Raw genomic sequence first — 16251 nt, forward strand, 5'->3', positions numbered from 1 at the left:
ATTAGGAACTAAAGAATTATGTCGTTTTTGTGGTCGTTTACCTCTTTTATTATTGTTATTGGTGTATTAGTGGCAGTACATGAGTACGGCCATTTTTGGGCTGCTAGAAAGTGCGGTATAAAAGTACACCGATTTTCTATTGGTTTTGGTAAAGTATTATGGTCACATACAGATAAGCAAGGTACAGAGTTTGCACTATCTGTTATTCCATTAGGCGGTTATGTCAAAATGTTAGATGGCCGTAATGAAGATGTGCCTATGGCATTAAAATCACGGGCATTTGATCAAAAATCAGTAGCGCAACGCGCATTTGTCATTGCTGCGGGTCCTATTGCTAACTTTCTATTTGCAATTTTGGCTTATCTGCTGATTTATACTGTTGGAATTCCAAGTATAAAACCAGTTGTAGCTGAAATCACACCTAATTCTATAGCTGCTCACGCCCAAATTGAACCTCATTCTCAAATTATGGCAGTTGATGGTACGCGGACTGCAGATTGGGAAACGATCAATATGTTATTGGCAACTAAAATGGGTAACCAACAAATTGTACTTACAGTTGCGTCCTTTGGCTCTGAGCTTGAGTATCAAAAAACGCTTAATACATCTGGTTGGCGTTTTGATCCTGAAAAAGAAAGTGCAATCACAGCATTAGGTTTGCAACCAGTTCGAACTAAAGTAGAAATGACTTTGTCTAAGGTGCAGTCTGATTCACCAGCAGAGAAAGCAGGATTGAAAGTCGGTGATAAAATTTATGAAGGTTCAAGCTTAATGAACTGGCAAGATTTTCTTAAATTGGTACAAGATGGTAAACCTTTTACAGTAAAAGTTGAGCGTGAAGGACAGTTTTTTTCAACGTTACTGACGCCCGAATTAAATAATAAAGAACGTTGGTATGTCGGAATTGCACCGACAGCTGATCCAATCTCTGATAAGTATCGAACAGAGCTAAAATATGATATTCTGGAGGCCTTGCAAAAAGCCGTTGAGAAGACGGTTCAGCTTTCATGGTTAACGATTAAAGTGATTAGCAAGCTGTTTACTGGCGATTTATCTTTGAATAATTTAGGTGGGCCGATTTCTATTGCAAAAGGCGCGGGTATCTCTTCTGAGATAGGGTTTATTTATTATTTGGGCTTTATGGCATTGATCAGTGTTAATTTGGGCATTATGAATTTATTTCCTTTGCCTGTGCTTGATGGAGGTCATTTAGTTTTTTTAGCAGCAGAAGCAGTGCGTGGTAAACCACTTTCTGAACGAATTCAAAACGTAAGTTATCGAATTGGCGCAGCATTATTAATTACATTAATGAGTTTTGCCTTATTTAATGATTTTTTACGTTTATAATTAATTTTTTACTTACAGGATAACATTCACGATGAAAAAACTTTTAATTGCGAGCTTATTATTTGGTTCAACCAGTGCATTTGCTGCGCCGTTTGTTGTTAAAGATATTCGTGTCGACGGTGTCCAAACAGGTACGGAAGGGAATGTACTAGCAGCACTTCCTGTTCGTATTGGACAGCGTGCAACAGATAATGATATTGCTAATGTTGTGCGCAAATTATTTATGAGTGGTCAATATGATGATGTTAAAGCAACACGAGAAGGCAATACGTTAGTTGTGACTGTTATGCCAAAACCGATTATTGCAGATGTTGTATTAGATGGTAATAAGTCTATCCCAGATGAAGCATTGAAGCAAAATTTAGATGCGAATGGTTTTAAAGTAGGGGATGTTTTAAATCGTGCGAAGTTGGAAGAGTTTCGTAAAGGTATTCTTGAACACTATCATAGCGTTGGTCGCTATAATGCGAAAGTCGATACCATTGTTAATACCTTACCAAATAACCGTGCTGAAGTGAAAATTCAGATCGATGAAGATGATGTTGCTTTATTTAAAGAAATTACGTTTGAAGGTAATACTGTTTTCAGTACAGGTAAATTAGTCGATCAAATGGAATTACAAACAGATTCGTGGTGGAAGCTGTTTGGTAACAAGTTTGACCAGACTCAATTTAACAAAGATCTTGAAACAATACGTAGTTATTATTTAGACCGTGGTTATGCACAATTTCAAATTGTAGACACTGATGTCCAGTTAGATGATAGTAAGAAAGAAGCACGCGTTACAATTAAAGTTAAAGAAGGTGATTTATTTATTGTAAAAAGTGCACGTATTATCGGTGACGTAGGTGGCATGTCAGCGGAGCTTGCCCCTGTTTTAGATACAATTCAAATTAATGGACCTTTCCGTCGGGCTGATATACTAGATGTTGAGCAACGTATCAAAGCAAAACTAGGTGAAAGAGGCTATGCAACCGCACAGGTAAATGTGCATCCTAGTTTTGATGAACAAAATAAAACAATTTCATTAGATTTCATCGTCGAAGCAGGTAAAACTTATACTGTACGTCAAATTCGCTTTGAAGGTAATACAGTCAGTGCAGATAGTACATTACGTCAAGAAATGCGCCAGCAAGAAGGGGCATGGTTATCTTCAGAATTAGTGGAACTTGGTAAGTTACGTTTAGACCGTACAGGTTTCTTTGAAAGTGTTGAAACAAAAACAGAAGCTGTACCAGGTTCAGATCAAGTTGATGTAATCTATAAAGTCAAAGAACGTAATACAGGTAGTATCAACTTTGGTGTCGGTTATGGGACTGAAAGTGGTTTAAGTTACCAAGCAAGTATTAAACAAGACAATTTCTTAGGAATGGGATCATCAATTAGTTTGGCTGGTTCACGTAATGATTATGGTACAACAATTAACTTAGGTTATAACGAGCCTTATTTTACGAAAGACGGTGTCAGTCTTGGTGGCAATGTCTTTTTTGAAGAATATGATAGCTCAAAAAGTAGCACTTCTGCTTCTTATGGTCGTACTACTTATGGTGGAAACTTAACATTAGGTTTTCCAGTAAACGAAAATAACTCTTATTATTTAGGTGTTGGCTACACTTTCAATAAATTGAAAAATGTTGTGCCTGAATACAATCGTGAGCTTTATTTAGCGGCAATGAAGTATGACAGTTGGACATTTAAAGCGCATGACGTTGATCTTTCTTTCGGTTGGAATTATAACAGTTTAAATCGCGGTTATTTCCCAACTAAAGGGATTAGAGCAAATGTAGGTGGACGTGTTACGATTCCAGGCTCGGACAATAAATATTATAAGTTAAATGCGGAAGCACAAGGTTTTTATCCACTTGACCGCGAGCATGGTTGGGTGATTTCTAGTCGTATTAATGCGTCCTTTGCTGATGGATTTAGCGGTAAACGTTTACCGTTCTATCAAAATTATAGCGCGGGTGGTATTGGAAGCTTACGTGGCTTTGCTTATGGTGCAATTGGACCTAATGCAATTTATCGTACTAAGAACTGCCCTAATGACTACTGTTTAGCCAGCACTGATATTATCGGCGGTAACGCAATGTTAACTGCAAGCGCCGAACTCATTGTACCGACGCCATTTGTAGCGGATAAAAACCAAAATTCAGTGAGAACATCATTATTCGTTGATGCAGCGAGTGTATGGAATACACGTTGGAAAGCTGAAGATAAAGCCAAATTCGCGAATTTAAAACTTCCAGATTATAGTGACCCAAGTCGTGTTCGTGCATCAGCTGGGGTGGCATTACAATGGCAATCACCAATTGGACCTCTAGTATTCTCTTATGCGAAACCAATTAAAAAGTATCAAGGTGATGAGATTGAGCAATTCCAGTTCAGTATTGGTGGCACATTCTAGTAACATGTTGGAACTTATGACAAAATTCGTAGTCTAAACGCGTATCTGTGCCTGACAGTAAAGGCACAGAATATAATTTAATATTATTTACTTAATAGGAAAATGAACCAATGAAAAAAGCATTAAAAGTAACCGCACTTTCTTTAGCATTAGCATTCACATCTTCTTTAGCTATGGCTGCTGAGAATATTGCATTTGTAAGTGGAGATTATTTATTCCAAAATCATCCAGATCGCAAAATGGTTGCTGAAAAGTTAGAAGCTGAGTTTAAATCAAGAGTTGAGAAACTTGCAGAAAATAAAAAGCAAGTAGATGAGAAAATCGCAGCCTCGCAGAAAAAAGTGGAAGCAAAAATTGCTGCATTACAAAAAGAAGCGCCGAAATTACGTAGCGCAGATATCAAAAAACGTGAAGAAGAAATTAACAAGTTAGGTAATGCAGAACAAGAAGCGATTAACAAACTGGTTGTTGCACACGATGAAGAAGTGAATAAATATCAAGAAGATTATGCAAAACGTGAACGTGAGGAAACAACAAAATTAGTTAACAGCATTCAAACTGCAGTGAATAACGTAGCTAAAGAGAAGAAGTTTACTTTAGTATTGAATGAAAGCGCAGTGGTATTTGCAGATGATGCAAAAAATATTACTGAAGACGTATTAAAAGCGATTCCTGCAACACAGGCGAAATAATGCAAGTCTATTCTCTACAAGAATTAGCACAACAAATCGGCGCTGCCATTCGTGGTAACGCCGATGTTGTTGTTGAAAGTATCGCGCCTTTAGATAAGGCAAATGACAAGCAGCTTACTTTTATTTCCAATACTAAATTTCGCACATTATTACCAGAATCAAAAGCCGCTATCTTGGTTGTTTCGGAAGCGGATATAGAATTCTGTGCAGCACACAGCAATTTATTAATCGTTAAAGATCCTTACGTCGCTTATGCTGTTTTAGCACAATATATGGATAACACGCCAAAAGCGGCTTCAGGCATTGCACCAAGCGCGGTTATTTCTGAAAGTGCAATACTAGGTAATAATGTATCAATTGGTGCCAATGCAGTGATTGAAGATGAAGTTCAACTGGGTGATAACGTTGTTATCGGGGCGAACTGTTTTATTGGTAAGAAGACTAAAATTGGTGCAAATACACAGCTTTGGGCTAATGTCAGCGTTTATCATGATGTTGAAATTGGACAACATTGTTTGATTCAATCAGGTGCTGTAATTGGTAGTGATGGTTTTGGTTATGCTAATGATCGTGGTCGCTGGATTAAAATTCCTCAGGTCGGGCAAGTGATTATTGGTAATCATGTTGAAATCGGTGCTTGTACTTGTATCGATCGTGGCGCGCTTGATGCAACGGTAATTGAAGATAATGTGATTATTGATAATTTATGCCAAATTGCACATAACGTACATATTGGAACAGGTACTGCAGTTGCTGGTGGTGTGATCATGGCTGGCAGTTTAACTGTTGGTCGCTATTGCTTAATTGGTGGGGCAAGTGTGATCAATGGTCATATGGAGATTTGTGATCAAGTGACGATTACTGGAATGGGCATGGTGATGCGTCCAATTACAGAACCTGGTGTTTATTCTTCTGGTATTCCGTTGCAAACCAATAAAGAGTGGCGTAAAACGGCTGCACTGACCTTAGGCATAGATAGTATGAACAAACGACTGAAAGCCTTAGAGAAGCAATTTGAGAAGAAGTAACGTAAAAAACGAGCCGCACTTTTTCGCGGTTCGTTTTGTATTCAACGGTTAAATACCGTATAATTTGGCTAGTTTTATCATTTTTATTTTTAATTGAAAGGTACTATTGTGACAACTGAAAATACTGTAGTAAAAACCATTGAAGCAAATGAAATTATGACCTTACTGCCACATCGTTATCCGTTCTTACTTGTGGATCGCGTAACGGATTATGAAGCAGGTAAGTGGTTAAAAGCAGTAAAAAATATCAGTGTAAATGAGCCTTGTTTTACAGGTCATTTCCCTGAACAGCCTATTTTTCCTGGCGTACTTATTTTAGAGGCAATGGCACAAGCGACAGGGGTTTTAGCTTGTATTACACACCGTAAATTAGAGAATGAACTATATTACTTTGCTGCAATTGATAATGCGCGTTTTAAACGCCCAGTGTTGCCTGGCGATCAAATGATTTTGGAGGTTCACTTTGTGAAAGAACGTCGTGGTGTAACGCGTTTCACGGGTGTTGCGACAGTGGATGGACAAGTTGTCTGTGAAGCTGAATTAATGTGTGCTCGTCGTCCTGCATAATAATTAAGGAGTCAAGAATGATCCACTCAACAGCGCAAATTCATCCAACTGCCATTATCGAAGATGGCGCTAAAATTGGTGAAAATGTTGTTATCGGTCCTTTCTGTATCGTTGGTGCAGAGGTTGAAATTGGTCGCGGAACAGTTTTACATTCTCATGTGGTTGTTAAGGGTATTACTAAAATTGGTTGCGATAACCAAATTTTTCAATTTGCAAGTATTGGTGATACTAACCAAGATTTAAAATATCAAGGTGAACCAACGAGGACAGTCATTGGTAATCGTAATCGTATTCGTGAAAGCGTGACCATTCATCGTGGGACAACTCAAGGTGGTGGTGTGACTGTTATTGGTGATGACAATTTATTGATGGTCAATGTGCATGTAGCACATGATTGCCGTATTAAAAATCGTTGTATTTTAGCTAACAACGCAACGCTTGCTGGTCATGTTGAATTGGATGATTTTGTGATTGTAGGTGGTATGTCTGCAATTCATCAATTTGTCATTGTAGGGGCGCATGTGATGCTGGGTGGTGGTTCTATGGTGAGTCAGGATGTTCCACCTTATGTGATGGCACAAGGTAACCATGCAAAACCATTTGGTGTGAATATTGAAGGGCTAAAACGCCGTGGCTTTGATAAACCAACACTACATGCTGTGCGTAATGTATATAAATTAATTTACCGCAGTGGCAAAACATTAGAAGAAGTGATGCCAGAGATTGAACAAGTTGCGGCGAAAGAATCGGCGATCAGTTTCTTTGTTGAATTTTTCAAACGTTCAACACGTGGAATCATTCGTTAATTTATTGAAATTTTACAAAAATCGACCGCACTTTTTTCGTTTAAAAGTGCGGTTGTTTTTTATTTAGGATCTGAATATGGAACAACTAACAAAATCAAATCCAACAATTGCGATTGTTGCTGGCGAAGTGTCAGGTGATATTCTTGGTGCGGGGCTAATTCGTAGTTTAAAAATTCGTTATCCCAATGCGCGTTTTATTGGTATCGCTGGGCAACATATGCTGGCAGAAGGTTGTGAAACTTTAGTTGATATGGAAGCGCTTTCGGTAATGGGATTAGCTGAGGTGGTAAAACATTTGCCTCGCTTATTAACTATTCGTCGCCAGCTGATTCAAACCATGTTAGTAGAAAAGCCTGATATTTTTATTGGGATTGATGCTCCCGATTTTAATATTGATGTAGAGTTAAAATTAAAACAGCAGGGAATTAAAACTATTCATTATGTTAGTCCATCAGTTTGGGCATGGCGGCAAAATCGTATTTATAAAATTGCTAAAGCAACTAATTTAGTATTGGCTTTTTTACCTTTTGAAAAAGCATTTTACGATCGTTTTGATGTGCCTTGCCACTTTATTGGTCACACTATGGCGGATGCGATTGCATTGAAACCGAGCCGTCGAGAGGCTTGCGCGTTTTTACAACTTGATGAAAAACAACGTTATGTCGCTATTTTAGTGGGGAGTCGCAGCGCAGAAGTTGAGTTTTTAACTCCTCCTTTCTTACAAGCAGCACAGCTGTTAAAACAACAATACCCTGATTTACAATTTTTAGTGCCATTAGTAAATGAAAAATGTCGTCAGCAGTTTGAGCAAATTAAGGCACAAGTTGCACCAGAACTCGAATTGATTTTATTAGAGGGTAAGGCGCGCCATGCCATGATTACCGCAGAGGCAACCTTACTTGCTTCGGGTACTGCCGCTTTAGAAGCGATGTTATGTAAATCACCAATGGTGGTTGGCTATCGTATGAAGAGCACAACTTATTTTCTTGCCAAACGTTTGGTCAAAACGGAATACGTATCGCTGCCTAACTTATTAGCCAATGAAATGTTAGTGCCCGAATTGATTCAAGACGATTGCACAGCAGAGAAATTAGCAGAAAAGCTTTCAGTTTATTTAAGTCAAGAGGAGAGTGCATTACAACAACGTCATCAGCTGATTCAGCGCTTTATTGATTTACATAAGTTGATTCAGTGTGATGCCGATCAACAAGCGGCGCAAGCGGTCGTGGATTTATTAGCAGAATAAGGAAATAACATGGAATTTAAATATCCTGCAGGTATTGAGTTAATTGCTGGTGTAGATGAAGTTGGACGTGGTCCACTTGTCGGTGCTGTAGTGACTGCGGCGGTTATTTTAGATCCACATAAACCAATTGAAGGATTAAAGGATTCTAAAAAATTATCTGAGAAAAAACGCTTATTGTTAGCTGAAGAAATTAAGCAAAAAGCACTTGCTTGGAGTTTAGGGCGAGCAGAACCCGAAGAGATTGATGAATTAAATATTTTACATGCCACGATGTTAGCCATGCAAAGAGCGGTAGAAAATTTAAAAATTCAACCGCACTTAGTGTTAGTCGATGGGAATCGTGTACCAAATTTAAAGGTTCCAGCACAAGCGATTGTGAAAGGTGATGGCTTAGTCGCTGAAATTAGTGCGGCTTCGATTTTAGCCAAAGTTGCGCGTGATCAAGAAATGAAAGAATTAGATCGGCAATATCCACAATATGCTTTTGCGCAACATAAAGGCTATCCAACTCAATTGCATTTACAAAAGTTAGCTGAATTTGGACCTTTACCACAACATAGACGAAGTTTTTCTCCTGTGCGAAAACTATTCGATAATGTATAATTAATCAACAAGTTAACTTTGGGAGTTCATCGTGGATCTCGACTTGCAAAATGGATTATGGGCTAGCCCATTGTTTTGGGTTTTAGCACTGTTATTTAGTGCAATTGTGTTATTTGTACGTAATAAAATCCGCATGGATGTGATTGCATTATTGGTGATGGTCGCATTTTCATTAAGTGGGATTTTGACAGTTAATGATGTACTGGCAGGCTTTAGTGATCCGAACGTGATTTTAATCGCTTTGTTGTTTATTGTTGGTGAAGGGATTGTCCGTACAGGTATTGCTTATCAAGTTAGTGAATGGTTACTGAAGGCGTCTAATAATAATGAAACCAAAGTACTCATTTTATTAATGTTAGCCGTTGCTAGTTTAGGCTCATTTATGAGTTCAACAGGGATAGTAGCAATTTTTATTCCTGTGGTATTAGTGATTTGCCAACAAATGAATATTTCACCAAAACGTCTTATGATGCCACTGAGTGTGGCTGGTCTTATTAGTGGCATGATGACATTAATTGCTACAGCGCCTAATCTTGTCGTGAATGCTGAGTTAATCCGTAATACTGAGTTTCGCTTTAAGTTTTTTGACTTCACGCCTATTGGTTTAGTGGTATTGACTATGGGCATTTTGTACATGTTAGTGGCTCGCCGTTGGCTGACAGATCCTAACGAACAAACAACGAAAGAGACCAGTCGTCGTTCTATGAATGACTTGATTAATGAATATGGTTTACGTGAACGGACTAAACGATTAGTGGTTAAGAAAGGCTCTTTGTTTATTGGCAAAAATCTAGATGAATTGCATTTGCGTTCCAGTTATGGCTTGAATGTATTAGCAATTGAGCGTTGGAAACGTTTTAGACCAAACTTTATTGCCGCATTAGGTACCTCAGAAATTCGTGAAAAAGACATTTTACTGATGGATATTAGTAATCCCGCATTCGATCTTGAACAATTTTGTCAGGAAAATCAGTTAGAAATTGCCGAAATTAGAACGCAAAACTTTTCGCAACAAGCAAAATCTATTGGTATGGCGGAGATCACTTTAGTCCCTGATTCAGATTGTATTGGTAAGACTACTGCAGAACTGCGCTTCCGTTCACAATTTGGTTTAAACGTAGTTGGCGTCAAGCGCGATGGTGAAGTGTTGGCAGGTAATTTTTCTGAGGTAAGTTATTCTTTAGGGGATTTAATTTTAGTCGTCGGTGACTGGAAAGCGATTGAGCAAATGCAGCATCATACTAAAGATTTTTATGTTTTAAATTATCCGTTAGAAATAGAACGCGCTGTCCCAGCAGCAAGTCAAGCGCCACATGCTGTGTTATCAATTTTGACGATGGTAGTATTGATGGTCACTGGTGCTGTACCTAATGTGATTGCTGCACTTATTGCTTGTTTAATGTTAGGTTATTTTCGTTGTGTTGATGGTAAAAGTGCCTATGAATCCATTCATTGGTCTAGCTTGGTACTCATTGTCGGCATGATGCCATTTTCTATTGCATTACAAAAAACAGGTGGTGTCGATTTGGCTGTAAAATTAATGCTAGATGCAGTTGGTGGACTTGGATTGCATGCTGTGTTAATGAGCTTATTCTTACTTTGTGCAGCCGTGAGTTTATTTATCTCTAATACTGCAACTGCAATTTTAATGGCACCTATTGCAATTACGATTGCCCATCAATTACAAGTTTCACCAATGCCGTTTGCGATGATTATTGCCGTAGCGGCTTCCGCTGCCTTTATGACGCCCGTTTCTTCACCTGTAAATACTATGGTACTTGGACCAGGTGGCTATAAGTTTGCTGATTTTGTCAAAGTTGGTGTGCCTTTTACGTTATTAGTCATGGTAGTAAGCGTATTTTTAATTCCCCTATTGTTTCCGTTCTAAATTGAGGAGGGAAAATGAGTATTTATGATTTAAAACCAAAATTTCAGAATCTATTACGTCCTATAGCAGTTAAACTCGCTATACGTGGCGTGACAGCAAATCAAGTGACGTTACTTGCTTGCGTTATTTCAGTGGTTTTGGGCATTGTATTGAGTATGCTTGCTTGGGTACATTGGTTGTTTATTTTGATTCCAATTTGGTTATTTGTGCGAATGGCATTAAATGCCATTGATGGCATGCTTGCACGTGAATTCAATCAAAAATCACGTTTGGGGGGGTATTTAAATGAAGTGACCGATGTGGTTTCCGATGCAGTATTATATTTGCCGTTTGCTTTAGTTGCACCTTTCGATCCCTTATTGATTGGTTTGATTATTTGGTTGGCAGCACTCACTGAATTTTGTGGTGTATTAGGGCAAGTACAAGGGCAAACCCGTCGTTATGATGGACCTTTAGGTAAAAGTGATCGCGCCTTTTTATTTGGTTTACTTGGTTTAGTTTATGTTTTTGTACCACAGTTACCTGATTGGCTATATTGGCTTGCATGGGCAGTGATTTTATTATTAGTACTGACTTGTGTGAAACGTGTTCGAGGCGGATTAGCTGAAGAACCAACGTTAAAGGCTGCGGAAACTTTCCAAAAACAGACCGCACTTGATATCCCAACTGATGTTGAACAAGGAGAAGACAATGCTCGCTAAATTGGTAGATTTTATCCTCTGTCGTTTTACTTCTTTTATTACAGGTGTTCGCGCACAAAAAAATATTGCACAACAAGCAACTGACAAACATCGTTTGTATTATGCAAACCATAATAGTCATGGTGATTTTATTTTATTGTGGGTGTCATTACCTTATGAAGTACGCAAAAATACACGTCCAGTTGCTGGTGCAGATTATTGGAAAAAAGGGAAAGTACGCCGCTTTTTAGCTGAGAAAGTATTCAATATGTTATTGATTGAACGTGGTAGTGATGATCCTAAAGTGATCACCGATAAGATCAGTGAAGTACTACAGGAAAGTTCATTAATTATTTTTCCAGAAGGTACGCGCAAAATCGATGACGATGTACAATTACAGCCATTTAAAAGTGGTTTATATCATGTGGCAAAACAGAATCCCGATTTAGAACTTGTCCCTGTTTGGATTAGCAATATGCATAATGTGTTACCAAAAGGCTTTATGCTGCCAATCCCATTGTTATGCGACTTATATCTAGGCGAGCCGTTGAGCTATCAACATAATGAAGACAAAGCAGATTTCTTAGTACGTGCTGAAAATGCATTATTAAGTTTAAATCCAAAGTATAAGGGAGAATAAAAATGGAAATATGGCAACTCTTTTGGGGATTAATTTTTACCCTTGTTATCGCTTCATCTATTGGTTATGCACTTAAATGGAAAGTCGGTTTTGCAACACCACATGCAGTAATTGATAACCTCAATGCGCGTATTAATGCATGGTGGGTCATGATTTTGATCATCTTTATCGCTGCATTTATGGGTTTTTATGGTGTCATTGCTTTATTTTTCCTCATTTCGTTTATGGCATTACGTGAGTTTCTCTCCTTAATTTATATTCGTCGTGGTGATCACCTTGCGTTGGCGGCTTGTTTTTATGTCATTTTACCTGTGCAATATTATTTTGTGGCGATTGATTGGTTTAGCATGTTTACCATCTTCATTCCTGTCTATGCTTTCTTATTTTTACCTATTTTGTCTGCGTTGTTAGGTGATGCTTCTCATTTCTTAGATCGCTCAACTAAAGTCCAGTGGGCGATTATGATTTCCGTATTTTGTATTTCACATATTCCAGCTATTTTAACGCTAGATATTGATGGTTTCGAAGGTAAGCATTTATTGTTGATGATTTTTTTAATTTTAGTCGTACAAGCAAGTGATGTGCTGCAATATGTTTGGGGTAAACTGTTTGGTAAACATAAAATTGCACCTACATTATCGCCATCAAAAACAGTGGAAGGGTTTGTGGGCGGTGTGATTAGTGCATCAATTTTAGGCGGATTATTATATTGGCTAACGCCATTTACACCCATTCAAGCTATATTAATGAGTTTGCTAATTTGCTTAATGGGTTTCTTAGGTGGATTAGTGATGTCTGCAATCAAACGCAGTATGGGCGTGAAAGATTGGGGTAACATGATTAGTGGACATGGAGGAATGTTAGATCGGATGGATAGCCTTTGCTTTGCTGCTCCAATCTTCTTCCATGTTGTTAGGTATTATTGGGTTTAGTCGTAGATAAAAAAGAGGAAAACATGACCGCACTTTTAAAGATTGGTTTAGTTTCAGTGTCTGATCGTGCTTCACAGGGAGTTTATCAAGATCAAGGCATTCCAGAATTACAAGCATGGTTAACAAATGCATTATGTGAGCCATTTGAAGTTGAAACCCGTTTAATTCCAGATGAACAAGCACAAATTGAAAAAGCATTATGTGAGTTAGTAGACGATTACCATTGTCATTTAGTATTAACGACAGGTGGGACAGGACCAGCGAAACGTGATGTCACTCCTGATGCTACTTTAGCAATTGCTGATCGTGAAATGCCGGGCTTTGGTGAGCAAATGCGTCAAGTCAGTTTGCATTTTGTGCCAACGGCAATTTTATCGCGCCAAGTCGGTGTCATTCGTAAAAATAGTTTGATTTTAAATTTACCGGGTCAGCCTAAAGCAATTAAAGAAACGTTAGAGGGCGTAAAAGATGAACAGGGCAATGTGATAGTGAAAGGCATTTTTAGCGCTGTGCCTTATTGTTTACAATTGATTGATGGCATTTATATTGATACTAAACCCGAAGTGATTGAAAGTTTTCGACCAAAATCAGCCCGTCGAGAAACCTACTAACGTGCGGTCAAAAATAGGAAAATTTTATGAAAAAGATCGAAGCAATTATTAAACCGTTTAAGCTCGATGATGTGCGTGAAAGTTTATCGGATATTGGAATTACTGGCATGACAGTTACTGAAGTGCGTGGTTTCGGTCGTCAAAAAGGGCATACCGAATTATATCGTGGTGCAGAATATATGGTGGATTTTTTACCCAAAGTGAAAATGGAAATCGTCGTGACAGACGAACAAGTAGAACAATGTATTGAAGCTATTATCGAAACCGCGCAAACTGGCAAAATTGGTGATGGTAAGATTTTTATCTATGATGTAGAACGTGTCATCCGCATTCGTACTGGCGAAGAAAATGAGGATGCGATTTAGGTATGCAAAATCAATCTTCGATTTTAAAGGTATTACTGGCATTAGCTGCGATAGTCATTATTCTTGCAGGAGTGAAAGCCGCAACTGAAATTGCTGTTCCTTTTTTGCTTGCTTTATTTATCGCGATTATTTGCGCACCAGTGATTAAATTCATGACAGATCGCAAAGTACCTCATTGGTTAGCGATTACGATCTTGCTAGTGATTATTTTTGTGATTGTGTTTTTCTTACTCGGTTTAATAAATAGTACGATTCGTGAATTTACTCAGTCGATTCCACAATACCGTCTTTTACTATCAGAACGTGTTGCGAGCGTAATGGCGTTAGCGCAAAAATGGAATATTCCATTGAGTATTTCACAAGAACGAATAATGGAGCATTTTGACCCAAGCATTATCATGAACTTTGTCAGCCGGGTATTTTTAAGCTTTTCGGGTGTAGTGACTAATATTTTTGTATTAATGCTGGTTGTGATTTTCATGTTAAGTGAAGCGCCATTTGCTAAACATAAATTAGCCGTTGTGTTTAGTTCAAATTCACAAGATATTGCGAAAGAAGAACGTTATATCAATCGTGTATTACAAGGAGTAATTAGCTATCTTGGCGTTAAAACACTGACAAGTTTATTAACAGGTTTTTGTATTTATCTATTACTGGAAGCGTCGAATGTTCAATATGCGATTCTATGGGCAACGTTAGGCTTTTTGTTAAACTACATCCCGAATATAGGTTCGATCATTGCGGCAATACCCATTGTTGTTCAAGCTTTACTACTTAATGGATTTCCGACTGGTATTGGTGTGGCTATTGGTATTACAGTGATTAATATGGTTGTCGGTAATATTCTGGAGCCACGTATGATGGGCAGAACCTTAGGTTTATCCACTTTAGTTGTTTTTCTTTCATTGCTTTTTTGGGGATGGTTACTTGGTACTGTGGGAATGTTACTTTCTGTTCCACTTACGATGGCACTTAAAATTGCCCTCGAAGCTAGTCCAACAACTTTAAAATACGCGCTATTATTAGGTGAAGTCGAAGAAGAGGACATTATCCCACCTTCAGAAGAACAAGTTTAAAATTACGAAAAAACGCACCGCACTTTTTGCTTTCTGCGATCCAGATCGTAAAAAAGTGCGGTGCGTTTTTATAGCATTTGGGGAAATTGCTAGATTAATACGCAGTAACTCTGTACAATCGCAACTCATTTTTACAGGCGATTATCTATGCCGCAATGTGTAATAACGAGGCTTTATGTTAGACAAACAAACTTGTGTTGAAAATGCAGTAACAACAATCAGTTGTGCCGCAGAATCGACAAAGAAAATTAATTTAATGAACTTAACACGTCAACAAATGCGTGAGTTTTTCAAAGAATTAGGCGAAAAGCCATTTCGTGCTGATCAATTAGTGAAATGGATTTATCATTTTGGCGAAGATAATTTCGACAACATGACCAATATTAATAAAAAGTTAAGAGATAAATTAAAACAAGTCGCTGAAATTCGCGCGCCAGAAGTTGCAGTAGAACAGCGTTCTGCTGATGGTACGATTAAATGGGCAATGCAAGTAGGCGATCAGCAAGTAGAGACAGTGTATATTCCAGAGGCGGATCGTGCCACCTTATGTGTTTCTTCTCAAGTAGGCTGCGCTTTAGCTTGTACTTTTTGCTCAACTGCACAACAAGGATTCAACCGTAACTTAACTGTATCTGAAATTATTGGTCAGGTATGGCGAGCATCCAAAATTATTGGCAACTTTGGTGTTACTGGTGTACGTCCAATTACGAATGTAGTGATGATGGGGATGGGGGAACCCTTATTGAATGTGGCGAACGTGGTGCCAGCTATGGAGATCATGTTAGATGATTTTGCTTATGGTTTGTCAAAACGTCGTGTCACTCTATCAACTTCTGGCGTCGTGCCTGCATTAGATAAGCTCGGTGAAATGATTGATGTTGCTTTAGCGATTTCATTACATGCTCCTAATGATGAGCTACGTGATGAGATTGTGCCAATTAATAAAAAATATAACATCAAAATGTTAATAGATTCAGTCAATCGTTATTTGACAGTATCTAATGCTAATCATGGTAAAGTGACGATTGAGTATGTGATGTTAGATCATGTGAATGATAGCATTGAGCACGCACATCAATTAGCGCAAGTGTTGAAGAATACACCATGTAAAATTAATTTGATTCCATGGAACCCTTTCCCAGCAGCGCCTTATGCCAAAAGCTCAAATACACGTATTGATCGCTTCCAAAAAACCTTAATGGAATATGGTTTTACTGTAATTGTACGTAAAACACGTGGCGATGATATTGACGCGGCTTGTGGACAGCTCGCAGGCGATGTGATTGATCGAACTAAACGTACTGCACAGAAAAAGCAATTTGGTGAGCCAATTTCAGTGCATAATCAATAAAAATTAAGTAAAAAG

16 protein-coding genes are annotated in these 16251 nt (G+C 38.2%); all 16 read left to right on the top strand.

The window, feature by feature from the left end; translation table 11 throughout:
* Nucleotides 1-18 precede the first annotated feature (18 nt).
* The 16 genes from rseP (at nt 19) to rlmN (ending at nt 16236) form a co-directional block, all read left to right on the top strand.
* Nucleotides 19-1347: a sigma E protease regulator RseP gene (rseP, locus tag C0975_RS05020; RefSeq protein WP_101775298.1), complete on the top strand. Its 1329-nt coding sequence runs from the start codon at nt 19-21 to the stop codon at nt 1345-1347.
* A gap of 31 nt (nt 1348-1378) precedes the next feature.
* Entirely contained in the window at nt 1379-3751 is a 2373-nt protein-coding gene (gene bamA / locus C0975_RS05025) for an outer membrane protein assembly factor BamA (protein ID WP_101775299.1), read from the top strand.
* 110 nt (nt 3752-3861) lie between these two features.
* Nucleotides 3862-4443 (top strand): OmpH/Skp family outer membrane protein, encoded by a 582-nt coding sequence (locus C0975_RS05030; protein ID WP_101775300.1) that lies wholly within the window; start codon nt 3862-3864, stop codon nt 4441-4443.
* Nucleotides 4443-5471 (top strand): UDP-3-O-(3-hydroxymyristoyl)glucosamine N-acyltransferase, encoded by a 1029-nt coding sequence (gene lpxD, locus C0975_RS05035; protein ID WP_101775301.1) that lies wholly within the window; start codon nt 4443-4445, stop codon nt 5469-5471. The genes C0975_RS05030 and lpxD overlap by 1 nt, the downstream gene beginning before the upstream one ends.
* A gap of 108 nt (nt 5472-5579) precedes the next feature.
* Nucleotides 5580-6038: a 3-hydroxyacyl-ACP dehydratase FabZ gene (fabZ, locus tag C0975_RS05040; RefSeq protein ID WP_101775302.1), complete on the top strand. Its 459-nt coding sequence runs from the start codon at nt 5580-5582 to the stop codon at nt 6036-6038.
* A gap of 17 nt (nt 6039-6055) precedes the next feature.
* Nucleotides 6056-6844, top strand: coding sequence for an acyl-ACP--UDP-N-acetylglucosamine O-acyltransferase (gene lpxA / locus C0975_RS05045; protein WP_101775303.1), 789 nt, complete (start codon nt 6056-6058; stop codon nt 6842-6844).
* A gap of 76 nt (nt 6845-6920) precedes the next feature.
* On the top strand, nt 6921-8090 hold the full coding sequence (gene lpxB, locus C0975_RS05050) for a lipid-A-disaccharide synthase (RefSeq protein WP_101775304.1): 1170 nt from the start codon (nt 6921-6923) through the stop codon (nt 8088-8090).
* Nucleotides 8091-8099: 9 nt separating this feature from the next.
* Nucleotides 8100-8693: a ribonuclease HII gene (gene rnhB, locus C0975_RS05055; protein WP_101775305.1), complete on the top strand. Its 594-nt coding sequence runs from the start codon at nt 8100-8102 to the stop codon at nt 8691-8693.
* A gap of 31 nt (nt 8694-8724) precedes the next feature.
* Entirely contained in the window at nt 8725-10581 is a 1857-nt protein-coding gene (locus C0975_RS05060; protein WP_101775306.1) for an SLC13 family permease, read from the top strand.
* A gap of 14 nt (nt 10582-10595) precedes the next feature.
* Nucleotides 10596-11282 (top strand): CDP-alcohol phosphatidyltransferase family protein, encoded by a 687-nt coding sequence (locus C0975_RS05065; protein WP_101775307.1) that lies wholly within the window; start codon nt 10596-10598, stop codon nt 11280-11282.
* Nucleotides 11272-11901, top strand: coding sequence for a lysophospholipid acyltransferase family protein (locus C0975_RS05070; RefSeq protein WP_101775308.1), 630 nt, complete (start codon nt 11272-11274; stop codon nt 11899-11901). The genes C0975_RS05065 and C0975_RS05070 overlap by 11 nt, the downstream gene beginning before the upstream one ends.
* Before the next feature lie 2 nt (nt 11902-11903).
* Entirely contained in the window at nt 11904-12833 is a 930-nt protein-coding gene (locus C0975_RS05075) for a phosphatidate cytidylyltransferase (protein WP_101775309.1), read from the top strand.
* A 23-nt stretch (nt 12834-12856) separates the two neighbouring features.
* Nucleotides 12857-13444, top strand: a complete 588-nt coding sequence (mog, locus tag C0975_RS05080; protein WP_101775310.1) for a molybdopterin adenylyltransferase — start codon at nt 12857-12859, stop codon at nt 13442-13444.
* Between the two features lie 26 nt (nt 13445-13470).
* Nucleotides 13471-13809 (top strand): nitrogen regulatory protein P-II, encoded by a 339-nt coding sequence (gene glnB / locus C0975_RS05085; RefSeq protein ID WP_101775311.1) that lies wholly within the window; start codon nt 13471-13473, stop codon nt 13807-13809.
* Nucleotides 13810-13811: 2 nt separating this feature from the next.
* On the top strand, nt 13812-14885 hold the full coding sequence (locus tag C0975_RS05090) for an AI-2E family transporter (RefSeq protein WP_101775312.1): 1074 nt from the start codon (nt 13812-13814) through the stop codon (nt 14883-14885).
* A 175-nt stretch (nt 14886-15060) separates the two neighbouring features.
* On the top strand, nt 15061-16236 hold the full coding sequence (gene rlmN / locus C0975_RS05095) for a dual-specificity RNA methyltransferase RlmN (protein WP_101775313.1): 1176 nt from the start codon (nt 15061-15063) through the stop codon (nt 16234-16236).
* Nucleotides 16237-16251 lie beyond the last annotated feature (15 nt).

The organism is Pasteurella oralis, assembly GCF_002850605.1.
Lineage (GTDB): Bacteria > Pseudomonadota > Gammaproteobacteria > Enterobacterales > Pasteurellaceae > Pasteurella > Pasteurella oralis.